At 45.5% G+C, this 18,546-nt stretch carries 17 protein-coding genes; all 17 read left to right on the plus strand.

Annotated features, from left to right (window positions below; genetic code table 11):
• Positions 1-69: 69 nt before the first annotated feature.
• Positions 70-1,749, plus strand: a complete 1,680-nt coding sequence (locus tag MHB43_RS12360; protein ID WP_076208870.1) for a ribonuclease J — start codon at positions 70-72, stop codon at positions 1,747-1,749.
• Between the two features lie 292 nt (positions 1,750-2,041).
• Complete coding sequence (locus MHB43_RS12365; protein WP_405132418.1) at positions 2,042-2,743, plus strand: ClpP family protease; 702 nt, start codon at positions 2,042-2,044, stop codon at positions 2,741-2,743.
• Positions 2,740-2,970 carry a YlzJ-like family protein gene (locus tag MHB43_RS12370; protein ID WP_339300723.1) on the plus strand — a complete coding sequence of 77 codons (231 nt, stop codon included), beginning with the start codon at positions 2,740-2,742 and terminating at the stop codon, positions 2,968-2,970. Before MHB43_RS12365 ends, MHB43_RS12370 begins: the two co-directional genes overlap by 4 nt.
• A gap of 90 nt (positions 2,971-3,060) precedes the next feature.
• The gene (locus MHB43_RS12375; RefSeq protein WP_405132044.1) at positions 3,061-5,799 is read left to right on the plus strand and encodes a DNA translocase FtsK; all 2,739 of its coding nucleotides are present in this window, start codon (positions 3,061-3,063) and stop codon (positions 5,797-5,799) included.
• A 198-nt stretch (positions 5,800-5,997) separates the two neighbouring features.
• Entirely contained in the window at positions 5,998-6,825 is an 828-nt protein-coding gene (gene sleB / locus MHB43_RS12380; protein ID WP_047842506.1) for a spore cortex-lytic enzyme, read from the plus strand.
• Between the two features lie 126 nt (positions 6,826-6,951).
• Positions 6,952-8,232, plus strand: a complete 1,281-nt coding sequence (gene yfmF / locus MHB43_RS12385) for an EF-P 5-aminopentanol modification-associated protein YfmF (protein WP_289392043.1) — start codon at positions 6,952-6,954, stop codon at positions 8,230-8,232.
• 3 nt (positions 8,233-8,235) lie between these two features.
• The gene (gene yfmH, locus MHB43_RS12390; protein WP_405132045.1) at positions 8,236-9,516 is read left to right on the plus strand and encodes an EF-P 5-aminopentanol modification-associated protein YfmH; all 1,281 of its coding nucleotides are present in this window, start codon (positions 8,236-8,238) and stop codon (positions 9,514-9,516) included.
• A gap of 1 nt (position 9,517) precedes the next feature.
• Positions 9,518-10,288 (plus strand): elongation factor P 5-aminopentanone reductase, encoded by a 771-nt coding sequence (ymfI, locus tag MHB43_RS12395; protein WP_339184120.1) that lies wholly within the window; start codon positions 9,518-9,520, stop codon positions 10,286-10,288.
• A 164-nt stretch (positions 10,289-10,452) separates the two neighbouring features.
• Positions 10,453-10,716, plus strand: coding sequence for a DUF3243 domain-containing protein (locus MHB43_RS12400; protein WP_076208865.1), 264 nt, complete (start codon positions 10,453-10,455; stop codon positions 10,714-10,716).
• A gap of 197 nt (positions 10,717-10,913) precedes the next feature.
• Positions 10,914-11,681, plus strand: coding sequence for a DUF3388 domain-containing protein (locus MHB43_RS12405; RefSeq protein ID WP_047842510.1), 768 nt, complete (start codon positions 10,914-10,916; stop codon positions 11,679-11,681).
• Positions 11,682-11,747: 66 nt separating this feature from the next.
• Positions 11,748-12,809 (plus strand): RodZ domain-containing protein, encoded by a 1,062-nt coding sequence (locus tag MHB43_RS12410; RefSeq protein ID WP_405132046.1) that lies wholly within the window; start codon positions 11,748-11,750, stop codon positions 12,807-12,809.
• Positions 12,810-12,882: 73 nt separating this feature from the next.
• Positions 12,883-13,047 carry a hypothetical protein gene (locus tag MHB43_RS12415; RefSeq protein ID WP_167350848.1) on the plus strand — a complete coding sequence of 55 codons (165 nt, stop codon included), beginning with the start codon at positions 12,883-12,885 and terminating at the stop codon, positions 13,045-13,047.
• 155 nt (positions 13,048-13,202) lie between these two features.
• Entirely contained in the window at positions 13,203-13,694 is a 492-nt protein-coding gene (locus MHB43_RS12420; protein WP_017689115.1) for a YajQ family cyclic di-GMP-binding protein, read from the plus strand.
• Between the two features lie 319 nt (positions 13,695-14,013).
• Positions 14,014-14,601: a CDP-diacylglycerol--glycerol-3-phosphate 3-phosphatidyltransferase gene (gene pgsA / locus MHB43_RS12425; RefSeq protein ID WP_221824136.1), complete on the plus strand. Its 588-nt coding sequence runs from the start codon at positions 14,014-14,016 to the stop codon at positions 14,599-14,601.
• A 107-nt stretch (positions 14,602-14,708) separates the two neighbouring features.
• Positions 14,709-15,965, plus strand: a complete 1,257-nt coding sequence (locus MHB43_RS12430; protein ID WP_405132047.1) for a competence/damage-inducible protein A — start codon at positions 14,709-14,711, stop codon at positions 15,963-15,965.
• Between the two features lie 242 nt (positions 15,966-16,207).
• Positions 16,208-17,272, plus strand: a complete 1,065-nt coding sequence (gene recA, locus MHB43_RS12435; protein WP_036609261.1) for a recombinase RecA — start codon at positions 16,208-16,210, stop codon at positions 17,270-17,272.
• A 281-nt stretch (positions 17,273-17,553) separates the two neighbouring features.
• Entirely contained in the window at positions 17,554-18,291 is a 738-nt protein-coding gene (locus MHB43_RS12440; RefSeq protein ID WP_405132048.1) for a regulatory protein RecX, read from the plus strand.
• Positions 18,292-18,546: the final 255 nt, after the last annotated feature.

Raw genomic sequence — 18,546 nt, forward strand, 5'->3', positions numbered from 1 at the left:
ACTACTTTTCTTAACTTACAATAAATAATAAGGTACGACGTCCAACTACCATAGGAGGTTTAGATTCATTTGTCTAAGAAAAATAATAACGATAAACTGATGATTTTTGCTTTGGGCGGCGTAGGCGAGATTGGTAAAAATATGTACGTCATCCAATACGCCAACGACATTGTAGTCGTAGATGCTGGTCTTAAATTCCCGGAAGAAGATATGCTTGGTATTGATATTGTCATCCCTGACATTTCTTACCTGACTGAGAACCGTGACAAAGTAAGAGGAATTATCCTTACTCACGGACATGAGGATCACATTGGTGGTCTGCCATATGTTCTCAAACATCTGAATGTTCCTGTATACGGAACAAGACTTACGCTTGGACTTGTAGAAAACAAGTTGAAAGAAGCGAATCTGCTGGGTGAAACAAAACGTATTCTGATTGATGCTGATTCCGAGATCCAACTTGGATCTGTTCTGAAAGCATCGTTCTTCGCTACTAATCATAGTATTCCGGATTCTGTTGGTGTATGTGTCGAAACACCGGAAGGTGCAGTTGTTCACACAGGTGACTTCAAATTCGACCATACTCCAGTCAATGGTCAATATGCAGATCTTCAGCGTATGGCACAGATCGGAACAAATGGCGTGTTAGCGCTGTTGTCCGACAGTACGAACGCTGAGAAACCTGGATTCACACCATCGGAGAAAAATGTGGGTATCGTTCTGGAAGATATCTTCCGTAAAGCGAGTCAACGTGTTGTTGTGGCGACATTTGCTTCCAACGTACACCGTATCCAACAAGTGATCAATGCAGCAGAAGTGACTGGACGTAAAGTTGCAGTTATCGGACGCAGCATGGTGAATGTGGTTGGTATTGCTTCAGAACTGGGTTATCTTGAGATTCCGGATGGCATGATCATTGAACCTGAAGAAGTAGGCAAGATGGCAGCTGATCGTGTCGTGATTCTCTGCACAGGAAGTCAAGGAGAGCCAATGTCAGCACTGACACGTATGGCTCGTTCCACACACCGTAAAGTGGACATCCTGCCAGGTGACACCGTCATTATCGCAGCAACACCGGTTCCAGGTAATGAAAAATATGTAGGCCGTACAATTGATGAACTGTTCCGTCTGGGTGCTAACGTGCATTACAGCGGTGCTAACAGTGGTGTCCACGTATCTGGTCACGGTAGCCAGGAAGAGCTGAAACTGATGCTCAACCTGATGAAACCGAAATTCTTCTTGCCAATTCACGGTGAATTCCGTATGCAGCGTCGCCACGCGGTTCTTGCTGAATCTGTAGGGGTAGAACCTGAGAACATTTTCATCACGGATATCGGTGAAGTGATTGAAATTCAAGGTGGAGCAGCACGTAGAGCAGGTAAAGTTACTGCAGGTAATGTGTTGATCGACGGCTTGGGTGTAGGCGATGTGGGTAACATTGTACTTCGTGACCGCAAATTGTTGTCACAAGATGGTATCCTTGTTGTTGTGGTAACCCTGAGCAAACAGGATGGAAAAATTGTTTCCGGTCCTGACATCATCTCTCGCGGATTTGTGTATGTACGTGAATCGGAAGGACTACTGGATGAGGCCAACCGGATCGTTAGCAGCACATTGCAGAAGTTGATGAGTGAGAACGTTAACGAGTGGGCTTCACTCAAAACAAATGTTAAAGATGCACTGGGACGCTTCCTGTATGAGCAAACTCGTCGTAGACCGATGATTTTGCCAATCATCATGGAAGTTTAAAATAAGCTAAACAAAAACATATATTCAGGCACACAGTCGCCCCTTCTCTACGAGTAATATTGGACGGTTCCTCGTAGAGAAGGGGCTTTTTTTGCGTTTTCAGGAAGAACTGCAATAGGGTCAATATGTGAAGCAATTTGATGTAACGGGTATAAGGCGGTTGGAAAAATCCCCATACTAAGGAAATACATTAATGTTTCTGGAGAAGGGGATTATTGAAATGAATGAACGTATGAATGGCAAACAGGCGTCAAGATCCAATCAACCGGAAGTTGAAGCGCCGGAGATTCCGATGCAGGAGGACAAGGCTATCTCTCCCGTGACAGAGACTATTCAGCAATTTGGGCAGACACAGTCGCCTGCAGGTGAGTCGAATATTTTCTGTATGACCATTATTGGACAGGTCGAAGGGCATTTGATTTTGCCGCCACAAAATAAAACAACAAAGTATGAGCATATCATTCCACAGCTGGTGGCCGCAGAACAGAATCAGCGCATTGAAGGTATACTGATCATTTTGAACACGGTAGGTGGAGATGTAGAGGCGGGTCTGGCCATTGCAGAGATGATTGCTTCTCTGAGCAAACCTACGGTGACTGTGGTCATTGGAGGTGGGCATAGCATTGGAGTACCGATTGCTGTAGCTTCAACATATTCCCTGATTGCCGGAAGTGCAACGATGACGATCCATCCGATTCGGATGAACGGCCTTGTCATTGGTGTACCTCAAACGTTTGAGTATATGGAGAAAATGCAGGAAAGGGTTGTTCGGTTCGTGACTTCGCATTCGAATATCTCTGAAGAGATGTTCAAAGAACTAATGTTTAAGACTGGTGAGTTGAATCGGGATATTGGTACAGCTGTAGGAAGCGCAGATGCAGTGAAACATGGATTAATGGATGCAGTGGGCGGGATTGGACAGGCTATTGCTCAGTTAAATCAGCTCATAGGAGACAAGAGACAGACTCTGCAAGCGGGAGGTTATACCCAATGACATTATATACCGTGATGCCCCCGGAACAACTCTGGTCGGGAATGTGGAAAGAGGGCGAAGATACAAAGGAGATCAAGATGAATGGTTTATTGATGCAGGTAAGACCTGTTAATGACAATGAAGCCGTTATTGTACGTTTGCTGGATTGTCCACTTGAAGCCTATCTGAATCCTGCTAATATGCCCGGTTCGACCATTCCGCTTTCGGGTAACTTGGGACCAGCATAACGCGACGAATTCAGACAAATTGAGCAGAAAAAGAACATATGTACGGATTATATTTGTATGGTATAATATTCTTCTGGGGGTGACCTGATTTTGGCCAGAAGAAAAAAGAGGAAAAAAAAGGGCGCTGGTTTTAGCGGCGTTTTAAAATATGAAATTTACGGAATTGTGCTTATTACCCTTGCTGTCATAGCATTATCGGGTGAAGCCACCGTTGGACGTTCGCTTTCCAAGATGTTCGGACTGATGCTTGGTAAGTTTTATTTTGCGATTCCACTTGTTGGTATTTATTATGGTCTCATGGTGATGATTCACCGGAAATGGCCGAGTGGCTGGACGACACGCAAAACAGGACTGGTATTGCTGGTCTTTGCCTTGACCTTGATGAGTACTGTCTCTGCAATGCACCAGAAGCTCATTCCGGTTGGTGCGCTTGAGCCTGGTGCTGTGATTACGCAGGTACATAATGATATGCAAACCGAGTTGCTAACCCCTGCTGCGCCAGGGGAGAGGGACTCCATGCTGAACAAGGATATCAGCGGTGGTTATCTCGGGGCTGGGCAATTTGCTCTTTTCCTGTGGTTGTTCGGCAGCCTTGGGGCGAGACTCATCATGATTGTCATGTTTATCATCAGTTTTATGCTGATTACAAGTCTATCTTATGTGGATCTGATTCGAATATTCCGAACCAAGATCTGGGATGCCGGGAGTTCGATGTACAAGAAGCTGGAGTCGAGGCCCTCTGCACGTTCTGCTTCAGCATCTGATGGAAGGAAAAAAGGTAACGCTCGTAAAGTGGTACCTGTTCCTGTTGAAGATGACGAAGACGAGTATGAGGATGAATTAGAGGAACAGCATCTGCCAAAACGAAAAGCGCCAATATTCTTCCAACTTTTCGGAAAATGGGGAGTTAAACGGGAACAGGCGACATCAGGACGTGAAATGGATGAGGTCGAATCGGCAGAAACAGAACAGATTGTATACCGCGCCGAACAAGATCACAATCTAGAGGCGTGGCAGGATGCAACTGAAGACGTAGTGAACAAATCAGCTTCATCACGTGTTCCTGTTCAGGCTAAACCTAACTCAGCGCCGATCATTCGAGACTTTTTCGAGCACGTCAGAACAGAAGAGGCAAGCATTGAAGATGATCTGGACGATGCTTATCCTTTCCCGGATAATCTGGCCGATCCAAACGTAGTACAACAGGGCGAGCATGCCATTAAAATAACGGATGAACTGGTAGAGACGGAGTGGTCTGCATCCGATGCGGGTACAAACGGGATGAATGCTGTGGATGAGATTCAGAGTGGAGAAGAAGTACCTAATGATGCAATGCAGGGAACAGATACTCCAACTCCTGAAGGGCAGGACACACCACCGGTGAAACCAACACCGCCACCTCCTAAGCCGTACAAGCTGCCATCATTCCGTCTCCTTGCCAAGCCAAACAATGGGGGCAAGGCGGGTGACCAGAAGGATTATATGCAGACAGCACGCAAGCTGGAAGCTACACTGGAGAGTTTTGGTGTTCGTGCCAAAGTGCTTGAAGTGGTCCGGGGCCCTGCTGTTACAAGGTATGAAATTCAACCTGATATTGGTGTTAAAGTCAGCAGAATTGTCAGCCTAACTGATGATATCGCGTTGGCTCTGGCGGCAAAAGATATTCGGATGGAAGCACCGATTCCCGGAAAGTCTGCGATTGGTATCGAAGTACCTAATGGTGAAGTATCGGTTGTAACGATGCGTGAAGTAATGGAGACAGCAACGTTCCAGGATGCAGAATCCAAAGTGACCATTGCCTTTGGCCGAGATATCTCGGGACAGACGATTATTGGTAACTTGGCTCGTATGCCCCATTTGCTGGTCGCGGGTGCTACAGGTTCCGGTAAGTCGGTGTGTATTAACGGAATTATTACCAGCATATTGTACAAAGCCAAGCCGGATGAAGTGAAGTTCCTGATGGTCGATCCCAAGATGGTTGAGTTGAACGTATATAACGGAATTCCACATCTGATGGCACCAGTAGTAACTGATCCTAAACGAGCGTCACTTGCTCTCAAAAAGATTGTGGTTGAAATGGAGAAACGATATGAACTGTTCTCCAAATCAGGCACACGTAACGTCGAGGGTTACAATAATCTGATGAAAGATAATCCTGCGGCTGTTCTGCCTTATATCGTTGTCATTGTGGATGAGCTTGCAGATCTGATGATGGTTGCAGCCGGAGATGTAGAGGATGCCATTGCACGACTTGCTCAGATGGCTCGTGCAGCCGGAATCCATCTAATTATTGCCACACAACGTCCTTCTGTTGACGTTATTACCGGGGTAATCAAGGCTAACATTCCATCGCGGATTGCCTTCGGCGTATCCTCCCAAGTCGATTCCCGAACGATTCTGGATATGGGTGGGGCTGAGAAACTGTTGGGCCGTGGAGACATGTTGTTCATGCCAATGGGCGCATCAAAACCGGTTCGTGTACAAGGTGCATTTATGAGCGATGAAGAAGTCGAGAATATTGTAAACTACGTACGTGGTCAAGGTGAAGCACAGTATGATGAGTCCCTTGTACCTGAGGTGGACGACTCTATCCAGGCTGAAGATGAAGTACAGGACGAGTTATACGAAAAGGCAGTACAGATTATTCTGGAGGCCAAGCAAGCGTCTGTTTCTCTGCTACAACGTCGAATGCGAGTAGGATACACCCGTGCCGCACGTTTGATTGACTCCATGGAAACCCGGGGCGTTATTGGTCCTTACGAGGGTAGCAAACCAAGGGAAGTACTGGTTTCACTTGAACAGTATCAGCAGAATAAAATAAGCTCGTAGTGTAACATGTAACATGGTTACAACGAATCGTTTAAGCCCTCAACCGTATTGGTTGAGGGCTTTTTGCTTGCTCAGTAGACTGAAGTTTTGCCATCTACTCCAAAGATCGGATGATTTGGTGCATAGGAAACAAGCAGGCTTGTCATAATAACCTTAGCGATTCTGTTAATCCCACAAGAGAAAGGTAGAGCACAGTCGATGCGAAAAATGAACCTATGGCTTTTCACTGCTATTTTGCTGATATCCGCATTGGGAATTCGTTATTTGCTTCCTGGGAATACAGCAACTGAAAGTTCAGCCGAGCGTACACCGCAGGTAGAAGAAAAGGCCTTGCCTACGTTTAGCAGCAATACAGTGAAATATGGAAGTTACGGTCAGGATGTATATGAGCTTCAGGGGCGTTTGAAGTACCTGGGATTTTACAATGGTAAAATCGACAGTAATTTTGGCAGCAGCACACTGAAATCCGTTAAATGGTTTCAATCCGAGTTTGGCATGAAGGCAGATGGTGTGGTTGGAGCTGAGACCAAGCTCAAGCTGTACAATGCGTCAACCAAATGGTCGCCAACAGAGCCGCCGCTACACAAGGAATCCTCAGGTGGGGGTGGAGGCAGCAACAATACGGCAGATAAAGAGCAAGATAATATGGGATCTGCCAATGCCCTTGGTCTCTCAGAGAATGAACTCAAGATTATGGCTAACGCTGTATATGGTGAAGCCCGGGGTGAACCGTTTGAAGGTCAAGTCGCAGTAGCAGCAGTAATTTTGAATCGCGTAAATTCACCAAGTTTTCCAAGTACACCTTCTGGTGTAATTTTTCAACCAGGTGCATTTACGGCTGTAGCGGACGGACAGATCTATCTGGAACCGAACGCACAAGCCAAAAAGGCAGTTGAGCAAGCCCTGAATGGATGGGATCCGTCCGGTGGATGTCTCTATTATTTTAACCCGAAGACAGCAACATCCAAATGGATCTGGACCCGTCCACAAGTGAAAACAATCGGACAGCATATCTTTTGTATGTGATGATGTTGGAAGCAACCAGAAGGCGTGACTTCGGTTGCTTCTTGCCTTTTGAATGGGTTAAAATGGTTGTTACGTTTAGCTTAATATGATTGCATGATAAATGACGCCGTAAAGGGGTTTTAACATTTGAATACATCAGGATTCGAACGAGGTAACAAGAGAGAGTTTCGTATACATGTGCTTCCGACTAAACGTTTTAAAACGTTTGCTATATCGTTATATGCAGGAGTTCCCTTACGGGAAGATACAGTAACCAAAGTAGCGCTGACACCTTTTGTTCTGCGACGCGGCACGGAGTCCTATCCGGAAACAACACAATTTCGTGAGCAACTGGAGCATCTGTATGGAGCGGGTTTTGGTTTTGATGTCTATAAACGCGGGGATTATCAGATTGTACAGTTCCGAATGGATACCATTAATGATTCCTTTGTTGGAGGGGATGAGCAGCTACTGGATCGTTCATTTGCCTTCCTTGGAGAGGTTCTTACACGACCTGCACAGGAGAATGGGCATTTCAGGACGTCTTATGTACAAGCAGAGCGAGAGACTGTTCGTAAAAAGCTGGAGTCTATCGTGAACGATAAAATGCGCTATGCCGCTGAACGCAGTATTGAGGAAATGTGTAAGAACGAGCCGTACCGTCTTCATCCACTGGGTGAGCGAAAAGATCTGCCCGGAATTGAGCCTGACACACTGACTGCGTCTTATCAGGAGTGGCTGCAACAAGCGAGTATGGATCTGTATGTGGTAGGGGATACGACACTGGAGGAGGTCGAGAACCTTGTTCAGCGTCATTTCAATGTAGATCGAACGTCCTCCTCTGATTATCAGACACAGGCAGCGGTTCGAGGAGATAAGGAAGTGGAGACCGTTGTGGAGCGACTGAATGTGAGTCAAGGAAAACTCAATATGGGACTCCGTACATCTATCACTTATGGAGATCCTCAGTATGCCGCAGCACTAATGTACAACGGGATTCTCGGTGGTTATCCTCATTCCAAACTGTTTGTAAATGTTCGTGAAAAGGAAAGTCTGGCGTATTACGCGTCTTCGAGATATGACGGACATAAGGGCATTGCAACGATTCAATCCGGGATTGAAATCCCTAATTATGAGAAGGCTGTCACGATCATCAAGCAGCAGCTGGAAGAAATGAAAAGCGGTACAATCAGTGATCTGGAAATGTCCCAGACCAAAGCAATGATCCGTAACCTGCTTAAGGAAATGCAGGATTCTGCTTTTGAGATGATCGCTTATGACTTCAATCGACAGTTGTCCGGCAAAGAGAGAACGGCTGAAGAATTGTTGGCTCAGGTAGAACATATTAGCAAGGAAGATGTGCGTGAGGCGGCAGAACAATTCCGCCTGGATACGATTTATTTCTTGCGGGATGAGAAGGAGGAATAATCGGTGGAGAGCATTCGGTATGAGCATTTGCAGGAGACACTATATTACGAAGTAATGGATAACGGACTGCATGTCTATATTTTGCCTAAACCGGGATTCCAGAAAACGTATGCTACGTTTGCAACCAAGTATGGATCGGTGGATAATCATTTTCAGGTTGAAGGAAAGGAAGAAGTGAAGGTTCCGGATGGGATTGCTCATTTCCTGGAGCATAAAATGTTCGAAGAACCAACAGGAGATATTTTTGCCACGTTTGCGTCTCATGGTGCTTCAGCTAACGCGTTTACGAGCTTTGATCAGACGGTTTATTTGTTTTCAGCGACCGAATATGTGAATGAAAATATACAAACATTAGTCGACTTTGTGCAAAATCCTTACTTCACGGATCAGAACGTGGAAAAGGAAAAAGGCATTATTGGACAGGAAATTGACATGTATGCTGATAATCCGGATTGGCGTGTTTATTTTGGATTGATTGAGGCCATGTATCAGAAACATCCGGTGCATATCGATATTGCAGGAACGGTGGAATCCATCCGTACAATCACCAAAGAGATGTTATATGAGTGTTATAACACCTTCTATCACCCGAGTAACATGCTCTTGTTTGTGGTGGGTGGTGTAGATCCACAGGAAGTCATTGATATGGTTCGATCGAACCAGAAGCAGAAGGATTATAAGCCACAGGGGAGTATTCAACGTTTCTTCGAACCGGAGCCTGAGCAGGTAGGAGAAGCCAGACGGGAAGCAAAACTGGCTGTTTCACTGCCCAAATGTCTGTTTGGATTCAAGGAGACGGACGTTGGTCTTACCGGAGAACAATTGTTACGGCGAGATATGACAACGCAGCTGATGATGGATCTTTTGTTTGGCTCAAGCACACGGTTATTTCAGAAGCTTTACGATGAAGATCTGATCTCGGACAGCTTTGGACATGAGTATAACAGTTCACCGCAATATGCATTTTCAGCCATTGGTGGGGATACCAAAGACCCGGATCAACTGCTCGCGCGTATACGTGAAGAAGTGAATGCCATTGTAGAAAAAGGGTTCGAATCTAAGGATTTTGAACGTGCACGTAAAAAGAAAATAGGCGGATATTTGCGTATGCTCAATTCTCCGGAGAACATTGCGCATGAATTTACACGTCAGCAATTCCGTGGCGGTGATTTTTTCAATATGCTCCCGCTCTATGAATCGATTACACTGGAAGATGTAAATCTCAGACTGAGAGAGCATATTCGCTGGGATCAACTGGCTGTATCGCTAGTCGTGAGTCCTTGATATGGAGAGGGGAACAGGACAATTGAAGGCAATCGGGGAAATGACTGTACTGGTAACTGGCGCAAGCGGTGGCATTGGAGCGGCGATCGCAGAACGCTTCGCCAGAGTGGGAATGAATGTTGTTATACACTATATGAAATCGCATGAAGCAGCCAATGAAGCCGCCAGACGGTGTATGGAACAGGGGAATGGAAAAATCATGACCGTGTCTGCGGATCTTCGCAGCCGGGAACAGATTGAACGCATGCGTGAGAAGCTCGAGTCGCATAATCTCATGCCAGATATCCTTGTGAACAATGCAGGAATCTCGCATTATGGGATGTTGTCTGATGTTACAGAGGAGATCTGGGATGAAGTGATGGCGATTAATCTCAAAGGCACGTTTATGTGTACACAGGAAATGATGCCTCACATGATCTCTCAAAGGTATGGCCGAATCATTAATGTATCGTCGATCTGGGGACTGTCTGGTGCTTCTTGTGAGGTGCTGTATTCCACAACCAAGGGTGGGGTGAATGCATTCACCAAAGCGCTTGCGAAAGAACTCGCACCTTCCGGAGTAACCGTAAATGCCGTTGCTCCTGGTGCCGTTCAGACATCCATGCTGAATCATCTGGATCATAGTGAACTGAAGATGCTGGAAGAGGAAATTCCGGCAGGAAGACTTGCTCAACCTGATGAAATCTCATCACTGGTTTATTTTCTGGCCCTCCCTGAATCGGGTTATATCAATGGGCAGATCATCAGTCCAAATGGCGGTTGGTTAACGTAAGAAAAGCAAGAAAACTTGACTGGCTGTGAACGAAACAGGTGAAGGTTGCTGAGAAGCAGCCGTCTTCCGGATTATTTTCAAAATGTCCGTATATAAAATGCCTCGAAAGCACATATTACAACTGTTGATTTTAAATCTCAAGCGTCATCTAAGGAGGATTTATCATGTCAACAGAAAAAACAGTGCTCTCCAGTTTTGACACATGGAAGAAGTTCTTGGGTGACCGCGTACTGCAAGCAGAGAAGATGGGGATGAGTGAAGAAACCATCAACAAACTTGCGTATGAAATCGGCGACTTCCTTGATGAGAAAGTCGATCCGGCGAACCATTCCAACCGGGCATTGAAAGAGTTATGGGATGTCGGCGATGCAGATGAGCGTCGTACGATTGCGACCCTGATGGTCAAATTGGCCAAACAAAACGCATAAGATTACAGATGAAGAGCTCCCGCAAGGGGGCTTTTCTCTAATGATTACAAACGGATTACAGAGCTGTTCTTGTAATTCATTTTCATTTTATATATCATTAACGTGACCCATTTTTAGAAGATGTCTCAGATTGTTGTCCAGTGGACACGTTCTGTTGCTGTCGAATAATGTGGAATAATGCATTACGGGGTGTTGAAATGGAATCTAAACAATGGTACATGGAATATAAAATACATAAGAACAGACCTGGTTTGTTAGGCGATATTGCCTCTATGCTGGGGATGCTTGAAGTGAATATATTGACCATTAACGGTGTTGAAGGCAAAACTCGAGGCATGCTGCTTGAATCGGATGATGATGAAAAGATCCGTTTGCTTGGTGAAATGCTTGGCAAAGTAAACAGCATCACCGTCTCGGCTTTGCGTCAACCTAAATTGGTGGATATTCTGGCCGTGCGTCATGGCAGATACATTGACCGTGACTCGGATGATCGCAAGACATTTCGTTTCACACGAGATGAACTTGGGTTACTTGTGGACTTTTTGGGTGAAGTATTTAAGAGGGAAGGCAATCAGGTCATCGGTTTGCGCGGAATGCCTCGTGTTGGCAAAACGGAGTCTATTATTGCGGGCAGCGTATGTGCAATGAAGCGATGGACGTTTGTTTCCTCCACACTTCTTCGTCAGACGATAAGGAGTCAAATGTCCGAAGACGAATTGAACCCGAACAATGTGTTCATTATCGACGGAATTGTAAGTACGATTCGTTCAAGTGAGCGGCATTACAATTTGTTGCAGGATATTATGTCCATGCCTAGCACCAAAGTTATTGAACATCCGGATATTTTTGTTCAGGAATCCGAATATGATTTTAATGATTTTGATATTATAATTGAACTTCGCAACAATCCGAATGAAGAAATTATTTATGATACGTTTACGGCTAGCTACACCGATGAATTGTAAGGAACCGTACGGAATCATGGAATAGATTAGCAACAACTCAAGAGATAAACATAAGGAGGAGATGGCATGTCTGAACTGGGTCAGCAGTTAAGGGAGGCCCGGCTGCAAAAAGGGATGAGTCTTGACGATGTACAGGAAATGACAAAAATTCGCAAGAGGTATCTGGAGGCCATAGAAGCAGGAGACTATAAAGTGCTGCCGGGCAGCTTCTATGTGCGTGCTTTCATCAAAACCTATGCGGAGACCGTGGGACTGAACCCTGATGAGCTGCTGGAGGGACACAAAAAAGACGTACCCGCAGAAGAGACGGAAGCAACGATGGAACCGGTTATTCAGAAGCGTTCCAGCCGTCCGGTTGAGCGAAGTAATCGGTGGATGTCTGTTGCGCTGATGTGGACATTCCCTGTTTTGATCGTAGTGCTGTTGTATGTATACGTGGTGTATAACAATGGTGATGAATCAGATAATCAGGGGCTTGATTCAGTCAAAATTACAGACAGTCAACAACAGCCTGAAGATAAACCGGATCAACCTGCCGACAACGGACAGGCATCTAATCCGCCTGCGACAGATTCAGGTACTGACGGTACTGGTGAAGGCGACGCTGGCGGTAACGGTGGCGGTACTGACACAGAAGGACAGACGGACGGTCAAACTGATGGTCAAACTGATGGTCAAACGGACGGACAGACGGATGAAACTGAGGAAAAACCAACTGACAATTCACCGTCTAATGTGACTGTTGCAGAAGATGGGAAATCAGGGAATATTACGAACTTTAAAGTTAACGGTAGTGCAGGGCAACCTGTAACGGTTACGATCAAAGCAACAGGTAATAGCTGGCTGGAAGTGTATAAAGGCGAAAACTCCAGTGGAGAGAAGTTGGAGTATGGTAACACAGCCGAAGGTGACAGCTATACCTTTGAGTTGGATAGTGTAGGCATGTATATTAAGTCTGGTTACGCTGCAGCGACCACGATTGAAGTTGGCGGGCAAGTTGTTACGGATGGCAAGGCGACCAATCGGATCCGTTTGAAGCTTGGTGAAGACAGTAGTAGCACTACTTCTTCCACAGGTGTTGAAAATGGATCAACGGATGCTACAGGGGGTACCACGGGTAGCGAATAACCTGGTCAACTGCAGGAGACAATAATCGTGTCTTAACTTGCAGTTAACTTTTGGTGAAGTGAGGTGGATGGCTGTGACAGTCAGCTGGATCGTAACAGGTTTAGGGATCATTGTCAGCCTCCTGGGTTATTACCTGACTCCAAGTGCTTGGGGTTACGGAATATTGGGTTTTGGACTTGCACATGTACTTTTGGGTGTGCTCGATATGTTCAGACAGCCCAACCGCAGCCGCTATTAGTTGGAAGCTGGACCAGCAAAGCATTTTTGACAGCCACTTCAAGTGGAAGCCAAAAATGCTTTTTTTCTTTGTGTAAACAGCTTGAAATTAGACTTTTGCTTAAGGTATCCTCTATAATGTTACAGAACATACGATTAACTGAAAGGGTGACTGGTTTGAGCTCAGAAAATTCATTTGATATCGTGTCCAAAATGGACTTGCAAGAACTGACAAATGCCGTTACACAAACCGAGAAGGAAATTGGCACTCGTTATGACTTCAAGGGCAGCAAGAGCAGCCTGAAACTGGATAAGGATGCGTTAACGATCGTATCTGATGATGAGACCAAACTCAAGGCTGTCATTGACGTGCTGCAATCCAAAATGGCGAAGCGTGGTCTACCATTGAAAAACATCGATTACGCAAAGGTAGAGCCAGCGTCTTCTGGTACAGTCCGCCAGCGTCTGAATTTTAAACAGGGGATTGATCAGGACATCGCCAAGAAAATCAATATCCTGATTCGGGATTCCAAGATGAAGGTAAAGAGTCAGATTCAGGGAGACCAACTCCGGGTAACTGGTAAGAGTAAAAATGATTTGCAAGCTGTCATGCAGCTGTTAAATGGTGCTAACCTGCCTCTGGATTTGCAATATACGAATTTCAAATAATATGGCCTTTCTGTAGCCAACGTGTTTTTTGACACGGTGTTGGGCGTATATTATACTAAGTGTGCATTGCTGGCAGTCAAGCATCAAGTCCAGTCCTCATCGTTTGCTGACTTTGTGAAAAGCAGTACATCTTCTGGAAGTCACCGGAACGTTTAAAGCGTTTTGCTTTTGAGCGGTTGACTTTATTTTTTGCGTTTCTACATAGTGGGATCATGTTAATATGGATTGACATTGAAACTGTACATTTCATGTTCCGGATGATGATAACGGGATTATGATGATTGTTTGGAGTAATGGAGGATATGAGGGAGGGCGTCTTGTGAATTTACCCAACCGGATTACGCTTGCACGAATTTGCTTAATCCCTTTTTTGATGGTGTTCCTGCTCGTGGATTTTCCATTTTATCCAGAGCCGTTGCAGCTTGGAAGCTTGTCGCTTCCGTATAATCAACTGATTGCTGCTGTTATTTTTATCATCGCCGCAAGCACAGATGGAATTGACGGATACCTTGCGCGGAAAAATAACATGGTTACCAATCTGGGGAAACTGCTCGATCCACTCGCAGACAAGCTGCTGGTTACTGCAGTTTTGATCTCGCTTGTGGAGATGGGCAAGCTGGATTCCTGGATTGCAGTTGTGATTATTAGTCGTGAATTTGCAGTTACCGGCTTGCGTCAAATTGCATTGCTGGATGGTTCGGTTGTTGCCGCCAGTGCTTGGGGCAAGCTGAAGACTGTAGTGCAGATTGTGGCGATTGTGCTGTTGCTGTTGAACAATTTCCCGTTTTCATACACGGGTATTCACGTCGATATTATCGCGGTATGGGCAGCAGCGCTTATTACCATCTGGTCGGGTATCGATTACTTTATCAAAAACAAAAACCTGCTTCATTTTACAAAAGCATAATGGTTTGTTCTTAAATGGGTAATCATGAAGGAAGCATTGGGTCAGGGGCAATAGGAAATTATCCTATTGCCCTTTGATCACTCACCACGTGTACAGGAGGATGCTCAATGAAGGCAGAAATCATTGCAGTTGGCACAGAGCTACTGCTTGGACAAATCGTCAATACCAATGCCAGATACCTATCCCGTGAATTGGCTGCGATGGGGATCGATGTATATTTCCAAACGGTGGTTGGGGATAACCTGAACCGGCTTAGTGAAGCTATTCGCATTGCGCAGGGCCGTGCAGACGTTATTTTATTTTCCGGTGGCATCGGACCTACCCAAGATGATCTGACCAAGGATGCGCTCGCAGCTGTTCTTAACCGGAAACTGCATACAGATCGAATGGCTATGGACAAAATTGAGAGCTTTTTCGGAGATCGTAATGTGGACATGACAGAGAATAACCGACGTCAGGCGATCGTTATTGATGGCGGAACACCTCTGGCCAACGAAACAGGCCTTGCGGCAGGAAATGCGATTTCTGACAATGACAAATATTATGTTGTGATGCCTGGACCACCTAAAGAGTTGATTCCAATGTTTGAACAGGAAGTCAAACCTTGGCTGTTCCAGCATGTACTCACTGAAGAGATGCCGATCTATTCCCGAATGCTGAAATTCGCAGGTATTGGTGAATCTGCTCTGGAAGATCGACTTCTGGATCTGATTGACGCGCAGACAGACCCTACGATTGCTCCTTACGCGAGCGAAGGCGAAGTTACGGTACGTGTCTCCACAAAGGCTGCGAGTGAGGGAGAGGCGAAGCTGAAGCTGGATGCGATGGAGGTTCAGATTCGGGAGCGTTTGACAGAACATCTCTACGCGAACGAGGATGTGCCTATAGAGTACACGATTGTAACCATGATGTCTGACATGGGGCTGACGCTCAGCGCTGCTGAGAGCTGTACAGGAGGGCTTGTCATGCAAAGTCTGACCTCTGTACCCGGAAGCGCATCAATGCTCAAAGGTGGAATTGTTTGTTACTCCAATGAAATTAAAGAAAAGCTGCTGAATGTGCCTCATGATTATCTGGAAGGTGAAGATGCACCTGGGGCGGTAAGCCCTGAGGTTGCAAAAGTGCTTGCTGAGCAGATCCGCATGATTGGCGATGCTGATTTTGGCCTGGCTGTTACCGGTGTAGCTGGACCGGGATATTCGGAACGCAAACCACCCGGACTTGTCTTCATCGCTCTTGCTGAACGTGGAAAAGAGACGGAAATTCATGAGCTGCGTATTAATGGTAATCGCGAGACGGTTCGCATTCGTTCAGCCAAAGCGATTCTCTATCGCTTATGGCAAAAACTTGTGGCGATGGATTGATTAGTTAATAGCTTCGATTGCATTTACAGTTTCAAGCAAGTATAATTAAGGAAGACGGAAGAACCGTAGAATTAGGCTTTACAGCCTTGTTTACGGTTCTTTTTTCTGTTTAATGGAAAGTTTCCTTGAGGAAGAGGCGCCTCGGCCTTTACAAAAAAACGAATGTATGTTCGAAAAAAAGCTTGGCAAACGTGTTAAAACAAGGTATCATTATCTTATAAACAGTAAAGGGTGTGAGCTTATTGTCAGACCGTCGTGCCGCGCTTGATATGGCGCTCCGTCAAATAGAGAAGCAATTTGGTAAAGGATCCATCATGAAACTGGGTGAGTCCACTCATATGAATGTGGAAATTATTCCCAGCGGTTCCTTGGCTTTGGATATTGCATTAGGAACAGGCGGCTTGCCTAAAGGCCGTATTGTTGAAATATATGGACCTGAATCCTCTGGTAAAACAACCGTAGCATTGCATGCTATCGCTGAAGTACAAAGAGCGGGTGGACAAGCTGCATTTATCGATGCCGAGCATGCTCTTGACCCACAATACGCAAGCAAACTTGGGGTTAATATTGATGAATTGCTTCTGTCTCAGCCAGATACGGGTGAGCAAGGGCTGGAAATTGCAGAAGCTCTTGTACGCAGTGGTGCAGTAGATATCGTCGTTATTGACTCTGTAGCCGCATTGGTTCCAAAAGCAGAGATTGAAGGCGAAATGGGTGATTCACACGTTGGTTTGCAAGCGCGTTTGATGTCTCAGGCGCTGCGTAAACTGTCTGGTGCAATCAGCAAATCCAAAACAATCGCAATCTTCATTAACCAGCTTCGTGAGAAAGTCGGCGTTATGTTTGGTAACCCGGAAACAACACCTGGTGGTCGTGCTCTGAAGTTTTATTCCACAGTACGTCTGGATGTGCGTCGTATTGAGAGTATCAAATCAGGCAATGACATGATTGGTAACCGTACTCGTATTAAAGTTGTGAAAAACAAAGTGGCACCTCCGTTTAAACAAGCGGAAGTGGATATCATGTATGGCGAGGGTATTTCGAGAGAAGGCAGTATCATTGACATTGGTACAGAGCTGGACATCGTTAATAAAAGTGGTGCATGGTACTCCTACGAAGGCGAGCGTTTAGGACAAGGTCGTGAGAACGCCAAGCAGTTCATGAAAGAGCATAAAGATATTGCTGACATCATTGAACAAAAAATTCGTGTAGCCAGTAACTTGGTTACTGCAGTTCCTGCGCCAACGAGTGAAGAGCAACAAAAAGAAGCAGCAGAAGAACAAGAATTGTTTGAAATCAACGAGTAATCTCTCAAAACCTCCCTTGTAGGGAGGATCCTGAGGGTGTTCCCCACTGGACTCCGTAAACTTATCTGATTGAGCTTGGATCAATCTGGATAATGGATTGTAGTGGGGTACTCGTGCTGTCCAACAGCCCCTGTCCCAATGGACAGGGGCTATTGGCACGCTAACTGTGGAGTAAAGGCCGGGCAGAGTTCCCGGTCTTTTGTATTATTAGTGTTCTATGTCTTATGTGAAGATATGCTTGGCGTAGTCAGAATGAAAATGTTATGAAAGGGGAGACCAGAATGGATCAACATGACGAGGATTTATATGAAGAAGCAGAACAGGACGGCCTATCCCAATTTCCGGACAACGAAGAACTGATTATTACACGTGTAGAACGAACGAAGAGCAGGCAAGCTCGTTATCGAATCACTTTTGGCAACCACTCCATTACGGTTCTTGAAGATGTGATGATTAAATACAGGATGACTCAAGGTAATACGTTTATGAAGAAGGATCTAGAGGAAATCATTGTAGCTGATGAGCGACAGCGGACGTATGCACAGTCTCTGCGTTTTTTGGAACATAAGCCACGTACGCGCCATGAATTAAGTCAGAAACTTCGTCAGAAGGAGTTTGCTGCACCTTTGATTGAAGAGGCGCTGGATCGGCTAGAGCGGGAGAACCTGGTGGATGACGATCTATTTGCGAAGGAATGGACAAGACAGCGTATGGAGGGCAAGCGGAAGGGAAAACTGTGGATAAGGCAAGAGCTGCGTCAAAAGGGCATTGCCAATGATCTCATTGTTGAGGCACTAGAAGGGATCAGTACAGATGCGGAATTTGAGACTGCTTTGAGTGCAGGACGCAAAAAATGGAATCAGGTCAAAGGGGACGTCAAAGAGAAGAAAAATAAAACGCTTCCCTTCCTAATGAGACGTGGTTTTTCAATGGATATGGTGCGCCGGGTCGTGAATTGTTTAATTGAAGAAGATGAGGCTGGGGACCCTGAAGATGACGAAGCGTTGTTATGGGATTAGCAGACTAGAGTCTCTATACTGCATTCTCTTGACAATTTCTTTCGTCAAATACTAAAATGGACATGAGTCTGTAAGAAATGGACAACCCTTTTTCCTTCCAAAAAAGCGGTTTCGGTTTCTTAAGATTTATACCATTCTTAATTATGGGTTCGCTGGAAACAGTGAATAGTACGTGGAAACATGTACATGTGAAATGAAAATCGGCGGGGGATCGCCGTGAGTATTCGTTATTCCCAAACATATGTAAGGTTTGAA

The sequence above is a fragment of the Paenibacillus sp. FSL H8-0317 genome (genome assembly GCF_045040685.1).
Taxonomy (GTDB): Bacteria; Bacillota; Bacilli; order Paenibacillales; family Paenibacillaceae; genus Paenibacillus.